Origin of the sequence: Pseudomonas sp. E45-MNA-CIBAN-0222, from assembly GCF_040310405.1 — a bacterium.
In the GTDB taxonomy this organism is placed as follows: Bacteria; Pseudomonadota; Gammaproteobacteria; order Pseudomonadales; family Pseudomonadaceae; genus Stutzerimonas; species Stutzerimonas stutzeri_AC.
Map to the genome: position 1 here is coordinate 20,324 of NZ_JBEOPU010000018.1, position 22,840 is coordinate 43,163.

The following is a 22,840-nucleotide window of genomic DNA, read 5'->3' on the forward strand; positions in this document are numbered from 1 at the left end:
GCGGCCTTAGCAAAGGAGCGACGAACCGCTGAACGGTCGAGCGCTGACGCCTCCAGTCTGGCTAAAAAATGCTCAGCTCTATATACTCGCGCGCCTTTTTCATACGCGGTTTTCGAGGTTCAAAGTCGATGAGCAAAACGCCAACAGTCGGGTTCGTGAGCTTGGGTTGCCCCAAGGCAACGGTCGACTCTGAACGCATCCTCACCCAGCTGCGCATGGAGGGTTACCAGATCGTGCCGTCCTACGAGGATGCCGATGTGGTGGTGGTCAATACCTGCGGTTTCATCGACAGCGCCAAGGCCGAATCGCTGGACGCCATTGGCGAGGCGATCGCCGAGAACGGCAAGGTAATCGTCACCGGCTGCATGGGCGTGGACGAAAACAACATCCGCGGCGTGCATCCCAGCGTGCTGGCGGTTACCGGCCCGCAGCAGTACGAGCAGGTGGTCAATGCGGTACATGAAGTGGTGCCGCCAAACATTGAGCACGACCCCTTCGTCGACCTGGTGCCGCCACAGGGCATCAAGCTCACCCCGCGTCACTACGCCTATCTGAAGATTTCCGAAGGCTGCAACCACAGCTGCAGCTTCTGCATCATCCCGTCCATGCGCGGCAAGCTGGTCAGCCGTCCGGTGGGCGATGTGCTCAGCGAAGCCGAGCGCCTGGTCAAGGCCGGCGTGAAGGAAGTCCTGGTGATCAGCCAGGACACCAGCGCCTATGGCGTCGACCTCAAGTACAAGTTGGATTTCTGGAACGGCCAGCCGGTCAAGACGCGCATGCTCGAGCTGTGCGAGGAGCTGGGCAAGATGGGCGTCTGGGTGCGCCTGCACTACGTTTATCCGTACCCGAACGTCGACGACGTGATCCCGCTGATGGCCGCCGGCAGGATCCTGCCGTACCTGGACATCCCCTTCCAGCACGCCAGCCCGAAGGTGCTCAAGGCCATGAAGCGCCCGGCCTTCGAAGACAAGACCCTGGCACGCATCAAGAAGTGGCGCGAGATCTGCCCCGAGCTGACCATTCGCTCGACCTTCATCGTCGGCTTCCCCGGCGAGACCGAGGAAGACTTCCAGTACCTGCTGGACTGGCTGACCGAAGCCCAGCTCGACCGCGTCGGCTGCTTCCAGTATTCGCCGGTGGACGGCGCGCCGGCCGAGGTCATGGGCCTCGAGCCGGTACCGGACGAGATCAAGCAGGATCGCTGGGACCGCTTCATGGCGCATCAGCAGGCCATCAGCGCCGCGCGCCTGCAGCTGAAGGTCGGCAAGGAACTGGACGTGCTGATCGATGAAGTGGACGAGGACGGCGCCATCGGCCGCTCCTGGGCCGACGCCCCGGAGATCGACGGCATGGTCTACATCGACAGCGAGAAATCGCTGCAGCCGGGCGACAAGGTCCGCGTGCGCGTCACCCACGCCGACGAGTACGACCTCTGGGCCGAAGTGATCTGAGCTGATCCGCGATACGAAAACGCCCCGCTTCTGCGGGGCGTTTTCATTTCTGCACGACTCGTCCTCGGCAGCGTAGCGTGGAAAACAGCGAAGCCTTTTCCACCACCTGACGGCGAACGCGTCAACGCTGCGGCGGTTGCCGCACCGGTGCGCCGTTGGCGACGTAGTAGCTCGCCGTGCTGCGCGGCAACGGCTCGCGACCGCGAATCCGGTCGGCGATCTTCTCAGCCAGCATGATGGTGGTGGCGTTGAGGTTGCCAGTGATGATCTGCGGCATGATCGAAGCATCCACCACGCGCAACCCGTCCACCCCATGCACGCGACCCTGCCCGTCCACCACGGCCATGTCGTCCGTGCCCATCTTGCACGAGCAGGACGGGTGATAGGCCGTCTCGGCATGCTCGCGGACGAAGGCGTCCAGCTCGGCATCGCTCTGCGCTTCCACACCCGGGTTCAGCTCGCGACCACGGTAGGGATCGAGCGCCGGCTGCGCGATGATCTCGCGGGTGAGGCGAATGGCATCGCGGAACTCGCGCCAGTCCTGCTCGTGGGCCATGTAGTTGAACAGGATGCTCGGATCGACCCGCGGATCGGTGGAGCGGATCTCGATACGACCGCGACTGGGTGAACGCATCGAGCCGACGTGGGCCTGGAAGCTGTGGCCGTCATGGGCGTTGCTGCCGTTGTAGCTGACCGCCACCGGCAGGAAGTGGAACTGGATGTTCGGCCATTCGAACTCGTCGCTGCTGCGGATGAAGCCGCCGGCCTCGAACTGGTTGCTGGCACCGATGCCGCTGCCGAGGAACAGCCACTCGGCGCCAATCGCCGGCTGGTTCCACCACTTGAGCGCCGGGTACAGCGACACCGGCTTCAGGCACTCGAACTGCAGGTACATCTCCAGGTGATCCTGCAGGTTCTGGCCGACGCCGGGCAGCTCCTGCACCAGCGTGACGCCGAGCTTCTTCAGCAACGCGCCAGGGCCAACTCCCGAGCGCTGCAGGATTTGCGGCGAGGCGATGGCGCCGCCGCACAGCAGCACCTCACGGCGCGCACGAGCCACCTGTGGCTGCTCGCGGCCGCGCAGGTAACGAACGCCGACGGCACGCTTGCCCTCGAACAGCACACGGTCGGTGACGGCATGGGTGTGGATGGTCAGGCTCGGCCGTTCCTTGGCCTGGTCCAGATAGCCGCGAGCGGTACTGGCGCGCCGGCCCTGCGGCGTCACGGTGCGATCCATCGGGCCGAAGCCTTCCTGCTGGTAGCCGTTGAGGTCATCGGTACGCGGGAAGCCCGCCTGCACGCCCGCTTCGACCATGGCGTGGAACAACTCGTTGTTGTCGGCTTTGGGTGTGGTCACGCTGACCGGGCCGTCGCCGCCGTGGTAGTCGTTGGGGCCGATGTCGCGCGACTCGGCCTTGCGGAAATACGGCAGGCAGTCGAGATAGGTCCAGTCCTCCAACCCCGGTGCCTTGGCCCAGTTGTCGTAATCCAGGGCGTTGCCTCGGATGTAGCACATGCCGTTGATCAACGAAGAACCGCCCAGGCCCTTGCCACGACCGCAGTCCATGCGGCGGTTGTTCATGTGCGGCTCGGGGTCGGTCTTGTACGCCCAGTTGTAGCGCGTGCCCTGCAGCGGATACGCCAGTGCGGCGGGCATCTGGGTGCGGAAATCCAGCCGATAGTCCGGGCCGCCGGCTTCCAGCAGCAGCACGCTGACGTCGGCGTCCTCGGTCAGGCGCGCGGCCAGCACGTTACCCGCCGAGCCGGCGCCGATGATGATGTAGTCATATTCCATGGTTCAAACCTCCCTCAGAACACCGAGGCGAACTCGCCCAGCTCTACCTGTACCGATTTGACCCGGGTGTAGTGCGCCAGCGAGGCGATGCCGTTTTCGCGGCCGATGCCGGACTGCTTGTAGCCACCGACTGGCATCTGCGCCGGCGATTCACCCCAGGTATTGATCCAGCAGACGCCAGCCTCAAGGCGATGGATGATGCGGTGCGCCCGCGCCAGATCGGTAGTGACGACGCCGGCGGCAAGGCCGTACTCGGTGTCGTTGGCGCGGCGGATGACTTCGTCCTCGTCCTGGTATTCGAGCAGGCTCAGCACCGGGCCGAAGATCTCTTCACGCACGATGGTCATGTCGTCGCTGCAGTCGCTGAAGATGGTCGGTGCGACAAAGGCGCCCTTGGCGTATTCGCCTTCAGTCACCCGCCCGCCACCACAGAGCACCCGCGCACCGCCGGCCTTGCCCTTGGCGATGTAGTCGAGCACGTTGTTCATGTGCGCGAAGCTGACCAGCGGACCGAAGTTGGTTTCCTCCTGCTGCGGATCACCCAGTCGGATGCGCTGCACACGCTCCAGCAGCTTGGCCTCGAATGCCGCTTTCAGACCGGCCGGCACGAACACCCGGGTGCCATTGGTGCACACCTGGCCGGAACTGAAGAAGTTGGCCATGACCGCGATATCGGCCGCGCGGTCCAGATCGGCATCCTCGCAGATGATCAGCGGCGACTTGCCGCCCAGTTCCATGGTCACGTCCTTCAGCGACGACGACGCCGCACTGGCCATGACCTTCTTGCCGGTGGCCACGCCTCCGGTGAAAGACACTTTGGCGATGCGTGGGTGCTCGGTGATCAGCGATCCGATACTGGCACCACTGCCGGTCAGCACGTTGAACACGCCATCGGGCAGCCCAGCCTCGCTGAAGATTTCCGCCAGTTTGAGCGCGCTCAACGAGGTGACTTCGCTGGGTTTGAAGATCATCGCGTTGCCGGCGGCCAATGCCGGAGCCGCCTTCCACAGAGCGATCTGGATGGGATAGTTCCAGGCGCCGATGCCGGCCACCACGCCCAGCGGTTCGCGCCGGGTATAGACGAAGCTGCTGTCGCGCAGCGGAATCTGCTCGCCCTCGATGGCCGGAGCCAGGCCGGCGTAGTACTCCAGCACGTCGGCGCCGGTGACGATGTCAACGCTGCGGGTTTCGCTCAGCGGCTTGCCGGTGTCCAGGGTTTCCAGCAGCGCCAGCTCGTCGTTGCGCTCGCGCAGCAGATCGACCGCGCGACGCATGATTCGCGCCCGCTCGATGCCGGTGAGTGCCGCCCAGATGCGCTGGCCCTGCTCGGCGCTTTGAACGGCGCGTTCCAGGTCGGTCGCACCGGCCTCCGCCACTTCGGCCAGGACTTCGCCGTTGGCCGGGTTGATGCTCTCGAAGGTCTGATTGCTGCTGGCGTCGACGTAGCCGCCATGGATATAGAGTTGCTGCCGTGGGAAACGGGCCATGTTCTACCTCGTTCGTACTGTTCGTGGCGGCAGCGGATCGACGCTGCCGCGACATGAATGGAACGCCTCGGGGATCGCCCGAGGCGTGCTGGGTCAGGGTGTCGGCGCCGCGCCTGGGTTGGGCATGCCGCTTTCACCACCGCCGTTCTCGCGCTGCAGATGCAGGAAGTGCATGTGGTGCTCGTAGTGGTCGAGGATGTCCTCGATCAGCTGGCGCCGGGAGTAGCCCATGAGGTCGTAGCCCAGGCTGCCCTGGCGCAGATGCACCTCGAGCCGGTAATAGTCGGCGTTGCTGCTCTGCGTGCGCAGGGCGAAGGACGGCATGGTGCCGCGCACTGGCCAGATCTGGTAGGTGAAGTCCTGCTCGCTGCCCAGATTGACGTGCAGCGCCAGGTGCTCGTTGCCCGGTTCGCCTTCGACGATCTCCACCGGCACGCCCTTCTCGCCCAGCGCCTTCTGAATCTCCTCCATCGCCGGCTTGCACACGTCCTTCAGGTAGCGACGGATCTGCGAACGGCTGGGAAAGCTCATCGCCCGCGACAGCCGCTGACTCCAGTTCATCTGCGTGTGTTCCAGCGTGGCGCGCCCGGACAGGTAGCCGGACAGGCTTTTCTGGTAGCTGTCGACCATGACGCCCTCGACGTGCAATGCCTTGAACAGCCCGTACATCATGAACAGCAGAACGATGGAGAACGGCAGCCCCATGATCACCACGGTGCCCTGCAGCGCGGTCAGGCCGCCAGCAATCAGCAGTGCCAGGGTGAGAATGCCGATGATCGCCGCCCAGAGGATGCGCATCCACACCGGCGCATCGCTGTTCACATCCTTGAGGATGGAGGTGAAGTTCGACAGCACCAGCGAACCGGAGTCGCCGGAGGTGACGAAGAAGACGATCGCGAGGATGGTCACCACGATGGTGGTGAGGCCGGCCCACGGCAGACTCTGCAGGAACAGATAGATCGACGAACCGGGGTTGCTCACCGCCTGCTGGCCGAATTCGAGGGCACCGCCCATGACCATCTCGATGGCGCTGTTACCCATGATCGACATCCAGGCCATCATGAAGGCCAGCGGCAGCAGCAGCGTGCCGATGACGAACTCGCGGATGGTGCGGCCGCGGGAAATCCGCGCCAGAAACAGGCCCACGAACGGCCCCCAGGCAATCCACCAGGCCCAGAAGAACACCGTCCAGGCATTCAGCCAGTCGGTCGGCCGGCGGTAGGCGTAGGTGTCCAGCGACAGACTGATGAAGTTGGAGAAGTAGTCGCCGACGTTCATCACCAGCGCATTGAGCAGGAACACCGTGTCGCCGACGACCAGGACGAACAGCAGCAGCAACACCGCCAACAGCATGTTGAATTCGGAAAGCCGGCGAATGCCGCGCTCCACGCCCGTGGCCGCCGAAATGGCCGAGAACACCACGATCAGTACCACCAGCACCGCCTGGGTCAGCGTGCCCTCAGGTATGCCGAAGATATAGTTGAGGCCGAAGTTCAGCTGGATGATGCCGATGCCCAGGCTGGTGGCGATACCGAAGATGGTGCCAAGCACCGCGGCGGTATCGACGGTATGGCCGATGGGGCCATAGATGCGCTTGCCGAAGATCGGGTACAGCGAGGAGCGAATCGACAGCGGCAAGCCCTGGCGGAAGCTGAAGTAGGCCAGCGACATGCCGACCAGCGTATAGACGCCCCAGCCAGAGAGGCCCCAATGCAGGAAGGTCAGCTCCATCGCATGACGCGCGGCCTGGGTGGTCCCGCCCTCGCCCACCGGCGGTTCGAGAAACTGGGTGATGGGTTCGGCGATGCAGAAAAACAGCAGGTCGATGCCGATACCGGCAGAGAACAGCATCGCCGCCCAGGTGACCACGTTGAATTCGGGTTTGGAATGATCCGGCCCGAGGCGGATCTTGCCGTAACGGCTGGTCGCCACGATCACTACGAACAGCAGGTAGAGCAGCACGGCGAGAAAGTAGAACCAGCCGAATGAATTGGAAATCCAACCAAGTACCGTGTTGATGATCGCCAGCGAGCGATCGGTGAAGAACATCGTCCATACGGCAAACAACACGATGGCGATTGCGGAACCGTAGAAAACTACGGGATTGATCCGGTCAGCGGGCGCTTCGGAATCATTGGGCGAGAGCTCAGCCTCGTTCATCAGTTCTATCTCCTGAACTTGTTCTGGCTTTTACGACATCGCGGTGCGACGTATTGCGGCAGGTAGCGGGCAAATCTCTTGAGATTGGTGCGCACCAATGGCGGGTTGGGCATGCATAGCAGCCGTACTGATGACGGCTATGCCCGTCGGCAAGGGGCTGCCGACAAAAAAACAAGTTTGAATTCTGCTCCCATAATGGCGAAGTCGGCGCGCATCCTACACGATAAGCTTCAAATTCGCGAATTTACGTCAAAGCCGGCGATATCTGCGCGCCCCGCTCCGACTCGGCAGTCACCGATTCAGGGCGTTATGAAGCAGATCCCTGAAGCGTTAAGCCACTGCGTTTTCAGCTGCAAATGAGGTGGCATATGATCAGCCAAATTCAATAGCAGAGATGTTCCTATGTCGTCCGATCCACGCTTCAACGCCATGCCCGATGCCAACGGATATTTCGGCCCGTATGGCGGCCAGTTGGTGCTGCCACACCTCAAGCAGGCGATGGACGACATCAACCTTGCCTACGAGGAAATCCGTCAACGGGAGGACTTTCAGCAGGAACTGGCGTCGCTATTCGCAGACTATGTGGGTCGGCCAAGTCCAATCTTCCATGCTCGGCGCCTGTCTGAGCAGCTCGGCGGTGCGCAGATCCATCTGAAGCGTGAAGACCTGAACCACACCGGCGCACACAAGATCAATCATTGCCTCGGCGAGGCCCTGCTGGCCAAGTTTATGGGCAAGAAGAAGGTCATCGCAGAGACTGGCGCAGGACAGCACGGTGTTGCCCTGGCTACCGCCTGCGCGCTGGTGGGTATTCCCTGCGAGATTCACATGGGCCAGGTGGATATCGAGAAGGAACATCCCAACGTCACCAAGATGAAGATCCTCGGCTGCAAGCTGATCGCCGTCACCCGCGGCGGCGCCACCCTCAAGGAAGCGGTGGACAGCGCCTTCGAGGAATACCTGAAGGACCCGCACAACTACATCTACGCCATTGGCTCGGTGGTCGGCCCGCATCCGTTCCCGAAGATGGTCCGCGATTTCCAGTCAATCATCGGCACCGAGGCCCGTGAGCAATTCCTCGCCAAACATGGCCGCCTGCCCGATCACGTAGTTGCTTGCGTCGGTGGCGGCTCGAATGCCATGGGCATGTTCACCGCCTTCCTCGAAGATGCCGCCGTCGAGCTGGTCGGTATCGAGCCGGCCGGCGAAAGCCTGGACAAGCCAGGCCGCCACTCGGCCACGCTGACGAAGGGCAAGCCAGGCGAACTGCATGGCATGGCCTGTTACGTGCTGGAGGATGCCGATGGCAACCCGTCTGCGGTGCACTCCATCGCTTCCGGTCTGGACTACCCCGGTGTCGGCCCACAGCACAGTTATCTCAAGGACATCGGCCGGGTGAACTACCAGACCGCGACCGACCAGGAATGCCTGGATGCCTTTATGACTCTATCGCGTGTGGAGGGCATCATCCCTGCCTTGGAAAGCGCCCATGCCGTGGCCTGGGCGATTCGCACCGCGCCGACGCTGGGCAAGGACAGCCATATCCTGGTCAACCTTTCCGGCCGCGGCGACAAGGACGCCGATTACGTCGCCAACCTGCTCGGCCTGTAACACATCAGCGCGGGCCGACAGTGCATATGCGCGTCGGCCGGGCGTAAACGCAACAGGCGGCCATAGCGGTTAAGATGCGCAGCCGCCCGACTGCTTCCAGGCCCGTGTAATGGATCACAGCGTCTCGCCTATCGGCTACGTCCGCTCCTGCTTCAAGGAGAAGTTCGCCATCCCCCGCCAGCCCAGCCTGGCGCCAGCCGCACGTGGCGTGCTGGAACTGCTGCCGCCGTTCGACAGTGGTGATGCGGTAGCCGGGCTCGAGCAGGTCAGCCACGTGTGGCTGCTATTTCTTTTCCATCAGGCGCTGGAAAGCAAACCCCGCCTCAAGGTTCGCCCGCCACGTCTGGGCGGCAATCGCATGGTTGGCGTGTTCGCCACGCGAGCAACGCACAGACCCAATGGCATCGGTCAGTCGGTGGTCAGGCTGGATAAGGTCGAGCCGGGACGACTGTTCATTTCCGGCATCGACCTGCTGGACGGCACCCCGGTGCTGGACATCAAACCCTACGTGCCCTACGCCGATGCGCTACCTGACGCACGCAACGACATGGCCGCCGATGCGCCAGAGTTGATCGAGGTGCAATGGTCGGAATCGGGATTGCTGCAAGCCCGCCGCGAAGCACTGCGCCTGGGCGAGCCTCTGGTCGAACTCATCGAACAGTGCCTGGCGCAGGACCCGCGCCCGGCCTATCAGAAGCCGGAGCCCGAACGGCGTTACGGCGCGCAGTTATGGGATGTGGACGTACGCTGGCACTACCCTGCGCCAGGCGTGATCCGCGTTCTGGAAGTAGCGCCAGCAGCGCCGCAACCGGCCTGATGCCGGTGCGGCGCTCCCGTCATTTACCAGCAGGTGTCAGCAACAGGCGCTGCGTGCCGTAGACCTTGTCGAGATTCTCCGTCTTGAACGGGAAGCTCATGTACTGCGCCCTCATCCATGCATCGATACCGTCGGCGTAGTGCGGGCTGGCCGGGTTGCCTGACTGGCCCGAGCTGTTGAGACCGATCATCGGCTCGTCGCGGCCGAAGTCGACGATGATGCGCATCGCCGGGATCAGCCAGGTATCGAAGTTCGCCCCCATGCTGTAGGCCGAGGCATTCAGAGTGCTGTGATCGCCACCCATGGCATAGGGGCCACGGTCGAGGTAGCTACCGATGGCGTTGATCTTGCTCCGCTGGCTGGCCGGCATATGCGGCGCCAGCTGCGTTGCGCCAGAGGTCCAGCTGGCCGTGTGAAGCTTGCCCCACTGCCACGCACTGCGATCATTGCCCAGGCGGCCTTCCAGCAGACTCACGGCACCAGCAAGACTGCGTGCCAAAATCGCTGGCTTGTCTTCGGTTTGCGCAGTCTGCTGGTCGTTCCAGAACGGGCTGTCTTCACGTCCGAGCAAATGGTCCGCCTGCGCCGAATAGGACGTGTTGGCCGTCTGCACCAGCGCACGCCACGCCGGCGTATCTTCCGGCCCTAGCTCATCAAGGAAGATCTGCCGTGCGCTTTCGTGCAGGAAAGCGCCATACAGCGCGGCATCGGCCGAATCCGCAGCCAGCTTGCCGTCGAAGGCCATCAGCCGATCCAGCGCTTCTCGCGCCTTGTGTTGCTCACTGGCCGGCAGCGCATCGATTGCCTTGCGCAGCGGCTCGGCCATGCCCGGCGCCTCGAACATTACCCTGAGCTTGGCGGCGAACGGCGTGATCTGGTCGTACTGCATCGCGATGGTGCTGCGGGTGTCGTGCTTGCCCCGCCCCGCCAACTCCGCCAGCCGCTCATAGCGTTCGGGGCCATACCAGGAGTTGGAAAGCTGCATTCCGTAACCACGCGGCACGCTGCGATGGTTGGCGGTGCCCAGCCAGCCCTGGATAGGATCCTGGTCGTAGGGATGCAGCATCGGATCAGCGAAGCCGTCCCATTCATAACGATTGTCCCAACCCGGCGACGGCACCAGCCCCAATCCCTCGCGACGATTTGGGAAACGTCCGGTGACCTGCCAACCGATTCCCTGCTGATCGGCAAAAACCAGATTCAGCGCGGTTGCACGAATTTCACGGGTCGCCTCGAAGGCCTGATCCACCGACTGCGCGCGGGACAGGTCGAAGAAGGCGTCGAGCGTGCGATCGGCCTCCAGTTGCGTGGTTTTCAACGCAAGGCCGTAACCACTGCGGAGCTGTAGCGGTTGCAAGGGGTGCTTGCGCTCGCCGAGCGCCGTGTTCAGCAGAGGCCCATTGCGGGTTTCGTAGATGGTCTCGCGAATCGGCCGCTCGCCTTTGACGAAGTAGGTTTCGTGCCGCTCGCGGGCCGGCAGCCACTTGCCATCGGCCAGATACATCAGACGCGAGCCTTCGCGGCGGATCTGCTCGAGAAACAGATCCTGGTTGTCACCCATGACCATGGTCATGCCCCAGCCGAGCTTGCCGTTGAAGCCGGCCACAACCGCAGGTACGCCGGCGATAGTGACGCCCGCCGCCTGAAATTTCGGTGCGCGTATCTGCATGAAATTCCAGTACGAAGGCATCGACAGTGGCAAGTGCGTGTCGTTAGCCAAAATCGGCTTGCCACTCCGGGTGTTGCTACCGGCAATAGCCCAGTTGTTGGAGGCAGCCATGTCAGTGGGAGTTAACGCCGCCAAGTGTTGCGCTGCCTGCTCGATTGCCGCCAGCCCGGGCACTGATCCACTCAGAGCGAGGCCCTTGAGCTTTTCGGCTTCAGCAAACGGCAACGCCTCGTCCGGGTAGATCGGCAGCAACCAGGCCAGCTTGTCGCTACCCACCTTCTGCGCCAGCAGCAGTGCGGCAACCTCTTCCTGCAGGTTCTGAGACAGGCCGAAGTTGAGCAAACAGAACACCAGCACCGAATCCTCAGGCTTCCAGTACTCAGGCTTGTAGCCGGACTCGGCGAGGTCCATCGGCAGCCTGTCCTGATGGCGATACAGGTAAGCATTGACCCCGCGGGCGTAGACCTCGAAGAACTTCTTCATCCGCGGCGAGGATTCGCGATAGAGCAGCTCAGCGCTCTGACGCAGATTGACTGCACGCATGAAGCGATCGGTCTCCAGCACACCCGGCCCGACCATTTCCGCCAGGCGCCCCTGCGCCATCAACCGCAGGCTGACCATCTGGCTCAGACGATCAGTCGCATGGATGTAGCCCATCGCGAACAGCGCATCATGGAACGATGAGGTTTCGATCAGCGGCATACCCAGCGAGTTGCGCCGGATGCTCGCACTGCCCGCAAGCCCGGTCAGCGGTTGAATGCCCTGTGCCGGCGGCAGGCTCGCGCTATAGCGATTATCGAGATAGGCCTGACAACCGCCGAGGCCGGCCAGGCCGAGCGCGGCCCCCAACGTCAGGCGAACCATTGCGAACGACAGACGCAGAGACATCTAGGACTCCTGTGCGAGCTTGCAAGAGAAAAGAGTGCTAACAGCTTAGAGGGTGTACAGCGAAGAAGATCGGTCTATCAGGCCGCGTCACGCGATTTTGGCAACGCTTCGTCGAGCAGCCAACGCGCCGAACGCCGTGCCTCGGCCTTGTGTTGCAACTCCAGCGCGCTGAACTGCGCCTCGTGCCGGCGCCGCTCATGCTTGTCCAGCGCCTTCCAGGCGGCATGGGTTGGCACTTGCTCAGTGGCCTCGAATAGCTGCTGGAATACCTGGCAACGGGGATGCTGCCCCAGCGCCACGTCATAATTGTCGAGCAGCACTTTGATTCGAATGGCGCCTTCAATGAGCGGCAACTGTCCGTCCAGCAGGCAGCTGGCAAGTATCCGCAGATCCTCTGCCAACGCCGCCTGCTGCTTCGCCCGGGCCTCCACCTGCTGATGCTCATTGCGCCATACACGGCGCCAGAGATAGAGCGCATAACCGCCTAACGCAGCAATAAGCAACGCGGCGACGACGAGCAGACCGAGAGCCAAGGTCATGACAGGCTCAAGCGCCGTGGCATTTCTTGTACTTCTGCTGGCTGCCACAAGGGCAAGGATCGTTGCGACCAACGTCCTTCAGCGGATTGCGCACAGGTTCATGGCTGTGATTGCAATGCGGCCCGTGGACGTGGTGGTGGTCATGGCCGTGATCGTGATTGCAGTCGGGACCATGCACGTGGGGTTCTTGACTCATCTGGGTACTACTCCGGAATAAAGTTGCCCGGGATTATCTCGCCATCTGTGGAAATGTGCACGCGCCGCCCCGCCATCAAACCAGTCTTGAGCTCGCCGGCCAGGCGATAGCTGATCGGACGGTCGGGCTTCTCCAGCAGTCGCACAATGTACTTCATGTGCCGCCACAGGTTGGTATGCACCGGAACCTCGTAGTATTCGAAACTATTGGCCGGCACCGTCAGCCAGCCACTGGACTCGCCGCTGGCCAGCTCTACATCGTTGAGATGAACGGTATAGATGAGCCCGCGAACTGGCAGGCTACGATCATTGGGATTGTCGATACGAAAGCGCAGCATGAACTGCTGCTCGAGCAACCTTGCCTTGATGATATCGACTTTGGTGAGCTCGACCTTGGGATCCTTGAAATTCCCTGAGAACCAGGTCGAACAACCGGCCATGCCGCCAAGCAGCGTCAGCAACACGACCGTTCTAAGAATTCTTATTGTGTGTGCCTGGCAAAACATTCCGGTACTCCAAAGGACGGTCAAGTGTAGCAAGCGGCATGCTTGCCGCAATGGTGTCCGCCGCAAAAAATACCAGTCTCATGCCGCAATATGACAACGTTGTTTCAGATGAACGCAGCAGTACCGCGGTGCACCTGCGCAACAAGCTGTCAATTCCCGAGAACCCTGGCGAGTACCAGCCGCGCTTTGCCGATGCCAGCCGCAAGGGCAGCCTCGATCTCCGCCATGGTGATTACCCCGGCCGCTTTTCCCGCCGCCGGGTTCACCACGAGGGCCAGGCAGGCGTAAGGCAGATCGAGCTCGCGAGCCAGAGCGGCCTCTGGCATGCCAGTCATGCCGACGATATCGCAACCATCGCGCTCCATGCGGGCAATCTCCGCAATGGTTTCCAGACGCGGCCCCTGCGTACAGCCATACACGCCGTGGCTGCTGAATGCATAACCCTCGGCGGCCAACGCGCCGATCAAGCGTTCGCGCAGTGCTTCGTCATAGGGATAGCTGAAGTCGATATGGGTTACGTGGTCGATATCGCCTTCGAAGAAGGTGTGCTCGCGCCCATAGGTGTAATCGACGATCTGATGGGGTACGCAGAAATGACCTGTGCCCATGGCCGAATGAATGCCGCCCACTGCATTGACCGCGAGGATCGCTTCGGCGCCGGCATGCTTCAATGCCCACAGATTGGCGCGATAGTTCACCTGATGCGGCGGAATGCGATGCGGATGCCCGTGCCTGGCCAGAAACAGCACCTCTCGCCCACCGTATTCGCCACGCAGAATCTCGCAGGACGGACGCCCATAAGGCGTATCGATGAGCTGCGCGCGCTGCATCTTGAAACCGCTCAACTGAGTCAGGCCGGTACCGCCGATGATGGCATGGACTGTCATGGGTAATCCTTGAAAGAGAAAAGTCAGGCGATCAGATCGGCGGCCTTCAGCGCGCCCATGGCGTCCAGCCAACGAGGGTTCTGCTTGTAATCCACCGCGTATTCGCTACGAGCGCGCATGCTAGAAAGCGCAGAGGGAGGTGTAGCGCCCAGGCGTTGTAGCGCACCCAACGCCAGCTCCGCTGCCGCCCGATCATTGCACACCAGCCCCATGTCACAACCAGCAGCCAAGGCAGCTTGAATCCGGTCAGCCGCATCCCCGGCGACATGCGCACCGGCCATCGACAGATCATCACTGAATATCACGCCCTTGAAGCCGAGCTCGCTACGCAGAATGTCCTGCAGCCAGCGTCGCGAAAAGCCCGCGGGCTGGTCATCGACCTGAGGATAGATCACATGCGCAGGCATGATCGCGTCCAGGCTGCCGCTAAGTGCCCGGAAGGGAATCAAGTCACAGCCGCTCAGCTCTTCGAGGCTTCGCTCATCGACGGGGATGGCAACGTGAGAGTCCGCCTCGGCCCAACCATGACCGGGAAAGTGCTTTCCAGTGGCCGCCATGCCAGCAGCATGCATCCCACGGATGAAAGCGTCGATCAGCACCACAGCATTCTGCGGATCACCCTCGAATGCTCGCGTTCCCACCACTGCGCTGCGCTGATGGTCGAGATCAAGAACCGGCGCGAAACTGAAATCCAGCCCTACAGCCAGCACCTCAGTCGCCATCACCCAACCGCAGGCTTCGGCTAGCCGCGGGGCATCGGTGCAACGTGCCAGTTCACGCATCGGCGGAAGCTTTACGAAGCCCTGGCGTAGCCGCTGCACGCGGCCGCCTTCTTGATCCACCGCCAAGAGCAAGTCCGGCCGAACAGCTCGGATCGAGCGGCACAGTTCATCGACCTGGCGCCGATGCTCGATATTTCGCGCAAACAGAATGAGCCCGCCCACCTCGGGCTGGCGTAGCAGGTGCCGATCCTCGGCAGTCAGCCAGGTACCGGCGATGTCCAGCATCAGTGAACCGTGCATAGGCAGAAGGGATCCTTATTCGAGTTCGGCGGCGACCCAGTTCGGACAGGACGCCTCGTCGATGCTCACCGCACAGTGAGGCGGCACCAATGGAAAGAGTTGAAGCAGGTCGGCGTTGCGCATGCGAATGCAGCCGTGAGAAAGAGGCACGCCCATCGGCTCGCAATCAGGAGTGCCGTGAATGTAGATGTAACGGCGGAACGTATCGACCGCCCCCATTCGATTGACTCCCGCCTCACACCCACTGAGCCAGAGGATACGAGTCAGGATCCAATCTCGCCCAGGAAAGCTATCGTGAAGGGCCGCAGACCAAACCTCGCCGGTCCAGCGCCGCCCTCGCAAAACCGCTGCCGCAGGCAGGCCGTCACCGATTCGCGCACGCACCTGATGCATGCCACGTGGCGTGCAGCCAGAGCCATTCTGCTCACCGACGCCGTTGCGTCCGGTGGAAACAGGAAAACGCAGACATAGCCGCCCGCCAGCGAAACCGTAGAGTTGCTGATCAGCAATAGAGATATGCAGAAGATCGAGAGATACCATGGGCGGCTAGCTTAGCCGATCAGCCGGCAGGCTTGTAGATCAAGCCTTTGCCGGAATGGCCACCGCGTTACGCCGCCCGATCGGTAAAGCCGCGGCCAGCGTCGTGTCATCGATACCACTGTCGGCGCGCATACCCGCTGCGAGAAACGGCACCATCATGCGCATGACCTGTTCGATCGATGTTCTGACGCCGAAGTCGTTCTCGGAAATCGCGCGCAGCGCTTTGATACCGGACATACTGAATGCCGCGGCCCCCAGCATGAAATGCACGCGCCAGAACAGTTCGATAGGTGGAATGGCCGGGGCTGCGTCATGCACCTTGAGCATGTAGCGGCGGAACACTTTGCCGTACATGTCTTCCAGATAACGTCGCAAATGGCCCTGACTCTGGCTGAAAGAAAGGCCCAAAAGGCGCATGAAGATAGAGAGATCATCGCCGCTACGCGGTTTCACCGCCAAGGCTTGCTCGACAAGAATCTCCAGCAACTCTTCGAGCGTGTCCTTTTTATCGGTTAACGCCTCACGCCTATCCAATTCGCGCTCAAGGCTGGCGCAGAATGGACCGAGAAATCGCGAGAAAACGGCCTGGATCAGAGCCTTCTTCGAACCGAAATGATAGTTCACCGCAGCCAGGTTGACCCCAGCTTTGCTGGTAATCAAGCGAAGCGAGGTTTCGGCGAAGCCTTTTTCTGCGAACAGCTGTTCCGCTGCATCAAGAATGCGCTCAACTGTTTCCGACTGCGCCATGCCCCCTCCGAAAGACAAACAACTGTTTGAAACTTACGTTTCACCGACCGGCAAGTCAACCACGAAACGCCTTGTGGCACTAGCGTCATTGTCGCAGACGCGTCATGTCGCCAGCGGGGCGGAGTAACTGCGCGCTCGAAACATTCGTTGCCAAGGCCTGATCACTGTATATAATCCCAGTCACTGTATAAAAGAACAGAGACCGACATGATCAAGCTGACGCCTCGCCAGACGGAAATCCTCGCGTTCATAAAGCGCTGCCTGGAAGACAATGGGTATCCGCCCACTCGCGCAGAGATCGCTCAGGAACTCGGCTTCAAGTCGCCCAACGCTGCCGAAGAGCATCTCAAGGCCCTTGCCCGCAAAGGTGCTATCGAGATGACGCCCGGCGCGTCCCGCGGGATACGTATTCCAGACTTCGAACCCGCCGCATCCGAGAATGGCCTGCCGATCATCGGCCGCGTTGCAGCTGGCGCGCCGATTCTGGCGCAGCAACATGTCGAGGAATCCTGCCAGATCAGCCCAGGCTTTTTCCATCCGCGTGCCGATTATCTGCTACGCGTGCATGGCATGAGCATGAAGGATATCGGCATCTTCGACGGCGACCTGCTCGCTGTGCACACCACCCGCGAAGCGCGCAACGGCCAGATCGTAGTCGCTCGCATTGGCGACGAAGTCACGGTGAAACGCTTCAAGCGTGACGGCAAGAAGATTTGGCTGTTGGCGGAGAACCCCGAGTTCGCGCCCATCGAGGTGGACCTCGAACAGCAGGAACTGGTGATAGAAGGCTTGAGTGTCGGCGTCATACGCCGCTAAGGAGAAGGTTCATGCAGTACCAGACCAGCACTTCCCGGCCCCAACTTTCATTGTTCGACGGCGTCATAGCGCAAAGCCTGGCGCCGTTCGGCAGTCTTAAACCACGCACCAAGCCCGAGCAGGAAAAGGAACACCTGAGCGAGTTGAGCCTGAGCGGCAGCAGCGAACACTGCCACCTGTTGCTCGCTCCAGTCCTGCGTGAACTCGGTGATGCGACAGACAGTCGGTGGCTGACGCTTATCGCTCCGCCCGCTTTCCTCTCGCAGAATTGGCTGCGTAAATGCGGCCTGAATCGCGAACGGATCATCCTGCTGCAACCACGCGACGCGGAAGGCGCGCTGGAGCTTGCCTGCAAGGCTCTGGCTTCAGGCTGCAGCCATACCGTGGTCAGTTGGTTTGATCAGCTCAATGGTGCGACCCGCAGCAAGCTCCGTGCTGCAGCGAGCCTGGGCGATGCGCAGAGCTTGAATATTCGCCTGGGATGCTGAGCGACAGAGCACAGGGAAGTGCCGTTACATCGCTTATGGGGTCCTGACGGTACTGCGTACGAGTTCCAGCACGCTCAGTGCAGAACACGCGGCTCGTCATCGTCACGCTCGAAATCACCTTCCGACATACGGCCAGCCATCTGAACGCCGACGTTGAACATCGCCTTGGCGATCTCGACGTGTTGCCCCTGCAGGAACGCCTTGGCATCGCTGGAGAAATCCAACGTGACCAGCACCTCTTCGTCCTCGGCACGACGAAGCACGATGCGCCCGTCCGGTAGCTCGACGATTTCCAGAAAAGATGTAGGCATGGATCAGCTCCGCGTGAAAGGCCGCCATTGTAACAGCCGACCAGTCTCTGGGCAGCCTTTGCTGAGTCGCAGAACCGATGCAGCCCATCGACGCATGCACTGCGAGCGCAATCAAACCATCCACTTCCAGAAAACGGTACGCACATGAGGCAGTGCCACGTAGCATGCGCTGAAAAAAGCGCGTGCACGCCGTGCCTCGCAATAAGGACTTGCGCATGACCACTCGCATACTTCTGCTTACCGCTCTGGCCATGCTGGCCTTCGCTGGCAATTCCATACTTTGCCGTATCGCCTTACGGGACACCGCCATCGACCCTGCCAGTTTTACCGGTCTACGGATCCTTGCCGGAGCACTCACGCTCTGGCTTCTGTTACAGATCGGTAAGACCAGACAATCAGCAGGCGGCGACTGGTTGAGCGCCCTGGCGCTGTTCGTCTACGCGGCCAGTTTTTCCTATGCCTATATCAATCTGGATGCCGGAGCGGGCGCCCTGCTGCTATTCGGCGCAGTGCAGTTGAGCATGCTTGCGTGGGGCTTGCTGCGCGGCGAGCGCTTCAGCGGCGGGCAGATTGGCGGTTTGCTGCTGGCGTTGAGTGGGTTGCTGATCCTGCTACTGCCGGGAAGCCGTGCACCAGCATTGGATGGGGCACTGCTCATGCTGCTGTCCGGTGTTGCCTGGGGCATCTATTCGCTGCGCGGACGGGGCGCGAGCAATCCTCTGGCAGCAACTGCGGGCAATTTCATCAAGGCCGTGCCATTCGCTGCAGTGCTTTGTCTGGTGATGCTTGGCCAGCAGCAATGGGATGCGCCAGGAATCATGTACGCCCTGCTCTCCGGGGCGCTGACATCTGGCGTCGGCTATGCCATCTGGTACGCAGCGCTGCCCGGTCTTGTGGCAATACAGGCGGCGAGCGTGCAGCTCAGCGTTCCGCTACTCACCGCCATTGCCGGGGCTGTGCTGCTGAATGAAGCGCTAACGGCAACGCTGATTATCTCAGGCGCGGCGATTCTCGGCGGCATCGCCATGGTCCTGAGCATCAGGCACCGCAGCTGATACCGCGGCACCGCTGTCACCACTCGGTGAGCGACTCACGAAAACGCAACGCCAGGCCTTTGAGGTTCTGTCGCCAGGCTTCCAGCTCGACACGCGACAGCGGCGGCACTTCATCCTCGACACTGACTGCCTCGATCAGCGGCTGCCGCGGATCGGTCTTGGCCTTGGCAGGAGCGCGTGGCGGCTGGAAAAGCTGCTTGTAGGCAGCAAGCAACTGTCCGAGCCAGGTGCTTGGCTGCTCCGACAACTCCAGCAATTCGGCGAGCTCCGGGCTCGGCGCAGCCTCGAGCACGCTACGGGTTAGAAACGCCTCGACCATCGGCGCATCCGCACCGGGCGATCGGTAGTAACCAGCGATTTCATGGCACAGTCCAAGCAAGGCACCGTAGAGGTGGAACAGGCAAGCCTCGCGCTCAGCCTGAATCATGCCTTGAGAATTCATCGACGCAGACTCTTCGGCCTTGCGCCAGCTTTCCAGTGACAAGCCGGCGAAGAAGATCTTCTGATTGGTGCGCGTGTAGAGCTCGTGAGCCATGGCGTGCCCTCCGAAAGAAGATGAACAGAGAATGGACCTTCACAGGTTGCCGCACCAGATCGGCTGACGAAGCGTCAGCCGATCTGAAGAACGCGCGCCTTCCGGCCGACCCGCTGAGTGGTCGACCGCAGCGAAATCAGCGCTTGTCTTCGACCTTCCACTTGCCGCCGTCGTAGAACGCCTTCCAGCCGGTCGGCTTGCCGTCCACTTCGGTCTGCACGTACTGCTCCTTGGTCTTGCGGCTGAAGCGGATGACCGCAAAGCGGCCTTCCGGATCTTTCTGCGGCGCATCGAGCAGGAAGTGGTACTTGGGATCGATCTCGTCCTTGTGCGGAATCAGCTCACGCACCAGGGGCGCGCGGGTTTCGCGATTCTTCGGGAACTGACTGGCAGCCAGGAACAGCCCGGAAGCGCCGTCACGCAGCACGTAGGTGTCATCGACCTTTTCGCACTTGAGCTCGGGCATCTTCACCGCATCCATCTTCGGCGGCGCGGCCTCACCGTTCTTCAGAAGCTTGCGGGTGTTCTTGCACTCGGCATTGGTGCAACCGAAAAACTTGCCGAAACGGCCGGTCTTGAGCTGCATCTCGCTGCCGCACTTGTCGCATTCCAGGCTGGGACCTTCATAGCCCTTGATGCGGTACTGGCCCTTCTCGATCTCGTAGCCGGAGCAATCCGGGTTGTTGCCGCAGATATGCAGCTTCTGCGTCTCGTCGAGCAGATAGGCATCCATCGCGGTGCTGCAGATCGGACAGCGGTGCTTGCCAAGCAGCACGCGGGATTCGGACTCGCCCTCGTCATCGGCCGCAATCTCGTCACCTGGGATCAGGTTGACCGTCGACTTGCAGCGCTCCTTCGGCGGCAGGCTGTAGCCGGAGCAGCCAAGGAACACGCCGGTGGAAGCGGTACGGATCATCATCGGCCGACCGCAGACCTTGCAGGGGATATCGGTCAGGGTCGGCTGGTTGGCACGCATGCCGTTCTCGCTGGCTTCGGCAACCTCGAGCTTCTTGCGGAAGTCACCGTAGAACTCGTCCAGCACGTGCTTCCAGTCGCGCTCGCCCTGGGCTACGTCGTCGAGATGCTCTTCCATGCCGGCAGTGAAGCCGTAATCCATCAGATTGTTGAAGCTCTCGGACAGACGCTCAGTGACGATGTCACCCATCTTCTCCGAATAGAAACGGCGGTTGTGCAGCGAGACGTAGCCGCGGTCCTGGATCGTCGAAATGATCGCGGCGTAGGTGGACGGCCGGCCGATACCGCGCTTCTCCATCTCCTTGACCAGGCTGGCTTCGGAGTAGCGCGCCGGCGGCTTGGTGAAGTGCTGGCTCGGGTCGAGCTTGAGCAGCTTCATGTCGTCGCCCTTGTTCATCTCTGGCAAGACGTCATCCTCACCGGCCTTGCTCTGCTGCGGCATGACCTTGGTGTAGCCGTCGAACTTCAGGATGCGGCCCTTGGCGCGCAACTCGAAATTGCCGGCAGCGACGGTCACGCTGGTGGACAGGTACTGTGCCGGTGGCATCTGGCAGGCAACGAACTGGCGCCAGATCAGCTCATAGAGGCGCTCGGCATCACGCTCCATGCCTGACAGCTGGGTCGGCCGCATGTTGACGTCGGACGGGCGAATCGCCTCGTGCGCCTCCTGGGCGCCCTCCTTGCTCGAATAGACGTTCGGCTTCTCCGGCAAGTACTTGTCACCGAACTCGCTTTCGATGAAACCGCGCACCATGCCGACCGCATCAGCGGAGAGGTTGGTCGAGTCGGTACGCATGTAGGTGATGTAACCGGCTTCGTACAGGCGCTGAGCCATCATCATGGTCTTCTTCACGCCGAAGCCGAGGCGATTGCTCGCCGCCTGCTGCAGGGTCGAAGTGATGAAGGGGGCCGAGGGCTTGCTGCTGGTCGGTTTGTCTTCGCGTTTGCTGACGCTGTAGTGCGCGCCCTTGAGCTTATCCAGTGCAGCAGTGGCTTGCGCTTCGTTGAGCGGCTTGAAGGCTTCGCCGTTTTCACGCGCGACCTCAAAGCGCACCTTGGCCTGCTGAGCATTCGCCAGGTCTGCGTGTACTTCCCAGTATTCTTCCGGAACGAAAGCACGGATCTCGCGTTCGCGCTCGACAACCAGCTTCACCGCCACCGACTGCACGCGACCGGCAGACAGACCGCGGGCGATCTTCGCCCACAGCAGCGGCGACACCATGTAGCCGACCACACGATCAAGGAAACGACGCGCCTGCTGCGCGTTGACCCGGTTCAGATCGAGCTCACCAGGCTTGGAGAACGCCTCCTGAATCGCCTTCTTGGTGATCTCGTTGAACACCACGCGCTTGTAGCGGCTGTCATCGCCGCCAATCGATTCGCGCAGGTGCCAGGCGATGGCCTCCCCCTCTCTATCCAAGTCGGTCGCGAGATAGATGGTGTCGGCTTCCTTGGCCAGACGACGCAGTTCCTCGATGACCTTCTCCTTGCCCGGCAGGATCTCGTACTTGGCCTTCCAGCCGTGCTCCGGGTCGACGCCCATACGCGTGACGAGCTGGCGCTTGGCCTTCTCCTTCGGCGACAACGCTGGCGCCTCGGCGGCCGCGGCCTTGCCGCGCTTGACCGGCTCCTTGTTGGCAGAACCGCTGGTGGGAAGGTCGCGGATATGGCCGATACTCGACTTCACCACGTACTGGTTACCCAAATACTTGTTGATTGTCTTGGCCTTGGCCGGTGATTCCACGATGACCAGCGATTTACCCATGGAGAGGAGAGTTCCTGAATCTAGAGGTGAACAGAGGCGGCGCCTCCGACAGTTTGAATACCCGTACCGGCGCTAATCGGCAAGGCATCGGCGTACGTTAGTGCGCGTTTTGCGAACGGGCCGACCTGGCAGGACAATTTGTGCTGCTCGGCTCCGTCTGGTGCGAATCAGAGCAGCGGTTCGATGCCATAAACCAGACGTCGAGGTTTTCGCTCTGCCTAAAAAGCACCGCTATATATAGTGGCGATGGACGTGAGGTCAAGGGCGAGCCTGATGGCCGCATGCCAGCTCAGCCTTCAAAAACACTCTTTTCGGCTTCGATCAGTGCAAAACGCGGGACCGTTTCGCCGTTGACTTCGACGCTCTCGCTGAACATCGACAACGGGCGCACCCAAAGTCCGCGTTCCCCATACAGCGCCTGGTAGAACACCACAAACTCCTCGGTCTCGGAGTGCCGCGCAACGGCGAACACGCGATACTCCGGCCCCTTGTAATGGCGATAACGCCCCGGCTGCAACTGCATGCCTACCTCCACACAAATACAAAAAAGAAAAACCGGGGCACCAGGCCCCGGCTTCCAT

At 61.6% G+C, this 22,840-nt stretch carries 21 protein-coding genes; 6 read left to right on the forward strand and 15 right to left on the reverse strand.

All coding sequences use genetic code 11. The features are described 5' to 3' along the window. Positions 1 to 128: 128 nt before the first annotated feature. Positions 129 to 1,451 carry a 30S ribosomal protein S12 methylthiotransferase RimO gene (gene rimO, locus AAEZ08_RS20550; RefSeq protein WP_003285545.1) on the forward strand — a complete coding sequence of 441 codons (1,323 nt, stop codon included), beginning with the start codon at positions 129 to 131 and terminating at the stop codon, positions 1,449 to 1,451. A gap of 121 nt (positions 1,452 to 1,572) precedes the next feature. Here rimO and betA read toward each other — a convergent pair whose 3' ends face one another. From betA to AAEZ08_RS20565, 3 genes are all read right to left on the reverse strand, one after another. Then, positions 1,573 to 3,246, reverse strand: coding sequence for a choline dehydrogenase (gene betA / locus AAEZ08_RS20555; protein WP_427701766.1), 1,674 nt, complete (start codon positions 3,244 to 3,246; stop codon positions 1,573 to 1,575). A 14-nt stretch (positions 3,247 to 3,260) separates the two neighbouring features. Then, positions 3,261 to 4,733 (reverse strand): betaine-aldehyde dehydrogenase, encoded by a 1,473-nt coding sequence (betB, locus tag AAEZ08_RS20560; protein WP_500125043.1) that lies wholly within the window; start codon positions 4,731 to 4,733, stop codon positions 3,261 to 3,263. Positions 4,734 to 4,826: 93 nt separating this feature from the next. Next, on the reverse strand, positions 4,827 to 6,893 hold the full coding sequence (locus AAEZ08_RS20565) for a choline transporter (RefSeq protein WP_500125044.1): 2,067 nt from the start codon (positions 6,891 to 6,893) through the stop codon (positions 4,827 to 4,829). 402 nt (positions 6,894 to 7,295) lie between these two features. Between AAEZ08_RS20565 and trpB the strand changes: the two genes are divergently transcribed. Both trpB and tsaA read left to right on the forward strand, forming a co-directional pair. Then, positions 7,296 to 8,504, forward strand: a complete 1,209-nt coding sequence (gene trpB / locus AAEZ08_RS20570) for a tryptophan synthase subunit beta (protein WP_482693347.1) — start codon at positions 7,296 to 7,298, stop codon at positions 8,502 to 8,504. A gap of 109 nt (positions 8,505 to 8,613) precedes the next feature. Beyond that, positions 8,614 to 9,321, forward strand: a complete 708-nt coding sequence (gene tsaA, locus AAEZ08_RS20575) for a tRNA (N6-threonylcarbamoyladenosine(37)-N6)-methyltransferase TrmO (protein WP_003285552.1) — start codon at positions 8,614 to 8,616, stop codon at positions 9,319 to 9,321. A gap of 19 nt (positions 9,322 to 9,340) precedes the next feature. Here the strand turns inward: tsaA and AAEZ08_RS20580 are convergent, their stop codons facing one another. From AAEZ08_RS20580 to AAEZ08_RS20615, 8 genes are all read right to left on the reverse strand, one after another. Continuing rightward, positions 9,341 to 11,878, reverse strand: a complete 2,538-nt coding sequence (locus AAEZ08_RS20580; protein ID WP_500125045.1) for a penicillin acylase family protein — start codon at positions 11,876 to 11,878, stop codon at positions 9,341 to 9,343. Between the two features lie 77 nt (positions 11,879 to 11,955). Further along, entirely contained in the window at positions 11,956 to 12,417 is a 462-nt protein-coding gene (locus AAEZ08_RS20585; protein WP_003285555.1) for a DUF2489 domain-containing protein, read from the reverse strand. A 7-nt stretch (positions 12,418 to 12,424) separates the two neighbouring features. After that, entirely contained in the window at positions 12,425 to 12,613 is a 189-nt protein-coding gene (locus tag AAEZ08_RS20590) for an SEC-C metal-binding domain-containing protein (protein WP_482693351.1), read from the reverse strand. Between the two features lie 7 nt (positions 12,614 to 12,620). Next, positions 12,621 to 13,118, reverse strand: coding sequence for an LEA/WHy family protein (locus AAEZ08_RS20595; protein ID WP_036992184.1), 498 nt, complete (start codon positions 13,116 to 13,118; stop codon positions 12,621 to 12,623). 149 nt (positions 13,119 to 13,267) lie between these two features. Next, positions 13,268 to 14,005 carry an S-methyl-5'-thioinosine phosphorylase gene (locus tag AAEZ08_RS20600; RefSeq protein WP_500125046.1) on the reverse strand — a complete coding sequence of 246 codons (738 nt, stop codon included), beginning with the start codon at positions 14,003 to 14,005 and terminating at the stop codon, positions 13,268 to 13,270. A gap of 23 nt (positions 14,006 to 14,028) precedes the next feature. Beyond that, the gene (gene nagZ / locus AAEZ08_RS20605; RefSeq protein WP_483032031.1) at positions 14,029 to 15,027 is read right to left on the reverse strand and encodes a beta-N-acetylhexosaminidase; all 999 of its coding nucleotides are present in this window, start codon (positions 15,025 to 15,027) and stop codon (positions 14,029 to 14,031) included. A 15-nt stretch (positions 15,028 to 15,042) separates the two neighbouring features. Next, the gene (locus tag AAEZ08_RS20610; protein ID WP_058064457.1) at positions 15,043 to 15,567 is read right to left on the reverse strand and encodes a L,D-transpeptidase; all 525 of its coding nucleotides are present in this window, start codon (positions 15,565 to 15,567) and stop codon (positions 15,043 to 15,045) included. Between the two features lie 39 nt (positions 15,568 to 15,606). Further along, a complete protein-coding gene (locus tag AAEZ08_RS20615) occupies positions 15,607 to 16,314 on the reverse strand; it encodes a TetR/AcrR family transcriptional regulator (protein ID WP_058064458.1) in 708 nt (235 codons plus the stop codon). A gap of 207 nt (positions 16,315 to 16,521) precedes the next feature. Between AAEZ08_RS20615 and lexA the strand changes: the two genes are divergently transcribed. Further along, positions 16,522 to 17,130: a transcriptional repressor LexA gene (gene lexA / locus AAEZ08_RS20620; RefSeq protein ID WP_482693359.1), complete on the forward strand. Its 609-nt coding sequence runs from the start codon at positions 16,522 to 16,524 to the stop codon at positions 17,128 to 17,130. 11 nt (positions 17,131 to 17,141) lie between these two features. Beyond that, positions 17,142 to 17,618 carry an SOS-induced cell division inhibitor SulA gene (gene sulA / locus AAEZ08_RS20625; RefSeq protein ID WP_003285565.1) on the forward strand — a complete coding sequence of 159 codons (477 nt, stop codon included), beginning with the start codon at positions 17,142 to 17,144 and terminating at the stop codon, positions 17,616 to 17,618. 74 nt (positions 17,619 to 17,692) lie between these two features. Here sulA and AAEZ08_RS20630 read toward each other — a convergent pair whose 3' ends face one another. Continuing rightward, positions 17,693 to 17,929, reverse strand: a complete 237-nt coding sequence (locus AAEZ08_RS20630) for a hypothetical protein (RefSeq protein WP_058064459.1) — start codon at positions 17,927 to 17,929, stop codon at positions 17,693 to 17,695. 215 nt (positions 17,930 to 18,144) lie between these two features. On the opposite strand from AAEZ08_RS20630, the gene AAEZ08_RS20635 reads away from it, so the two are divergent. Then, positions 18,145 to 18,984: a DMT family transporter gene (locus tag AAEZ08_RS20635; protein ID WP_003285570.1), complete on the forward strand. Its 840-nt coding sequence runs from the start codon at positions 18,145 to 18,147 to the stop codon at positions 18,982 to 18,984. A 16-nt stretch (positions 18,985 to 19,000) separates the two neighbouring features. Here AAEZ08_RS20635 and AAEZ08_RS20640 read toward each other — a convergent pair whose 3' ends face one another. The 3 genes from AAEZ08_RS20640 to AAEZ08_RS20650 all read right to left on the reverse strand — a co-directional run bounded on the left by AAEZ08_RS20640 (position 19,001) and on the right by AAEZ08_RS20650 (position 22,782). Continuing rightward, complete coding sequence (locus tag AAEZ08_RS20640) at positions 19,001 to 19,519, reverse strand: DUF6586 family protein (RefSeq protein ID WP_003285572.1); 519 nt, start codon at positions 19,517 to 19,519, stop codon at positions 19,001 to 19,003. Between the two features lie 136 nt (positions 19,520 to 19,655). Continuing rightward, the gene (gene topA / locus AAEZ08_RS20645; protein WP_102819838.1) at positions 19,656 to 22,259 is read right to left on the reverse strand and encodes a type I DNA topoisomerase; all 2,604 of its coding nucleotides are present in this window, start codon (positions 22,257 to 22,259) and stop codon (positions 19,656 to 19,658) included. Between the two features lie 289 nt (positions 22,260 to 22,548). After that, a complete protein-coding gene (locus AAEZ08_RS20650; protein WP_003285576.1) occupies positions 22,549 to 22,782 on the reverse strand; it encodes a DUF1653 domain-containing protein in 234 nt (77 codons plus the stop codon). Positions 22,783 to 22,840 lie beyond the last annotated feature (58 nt).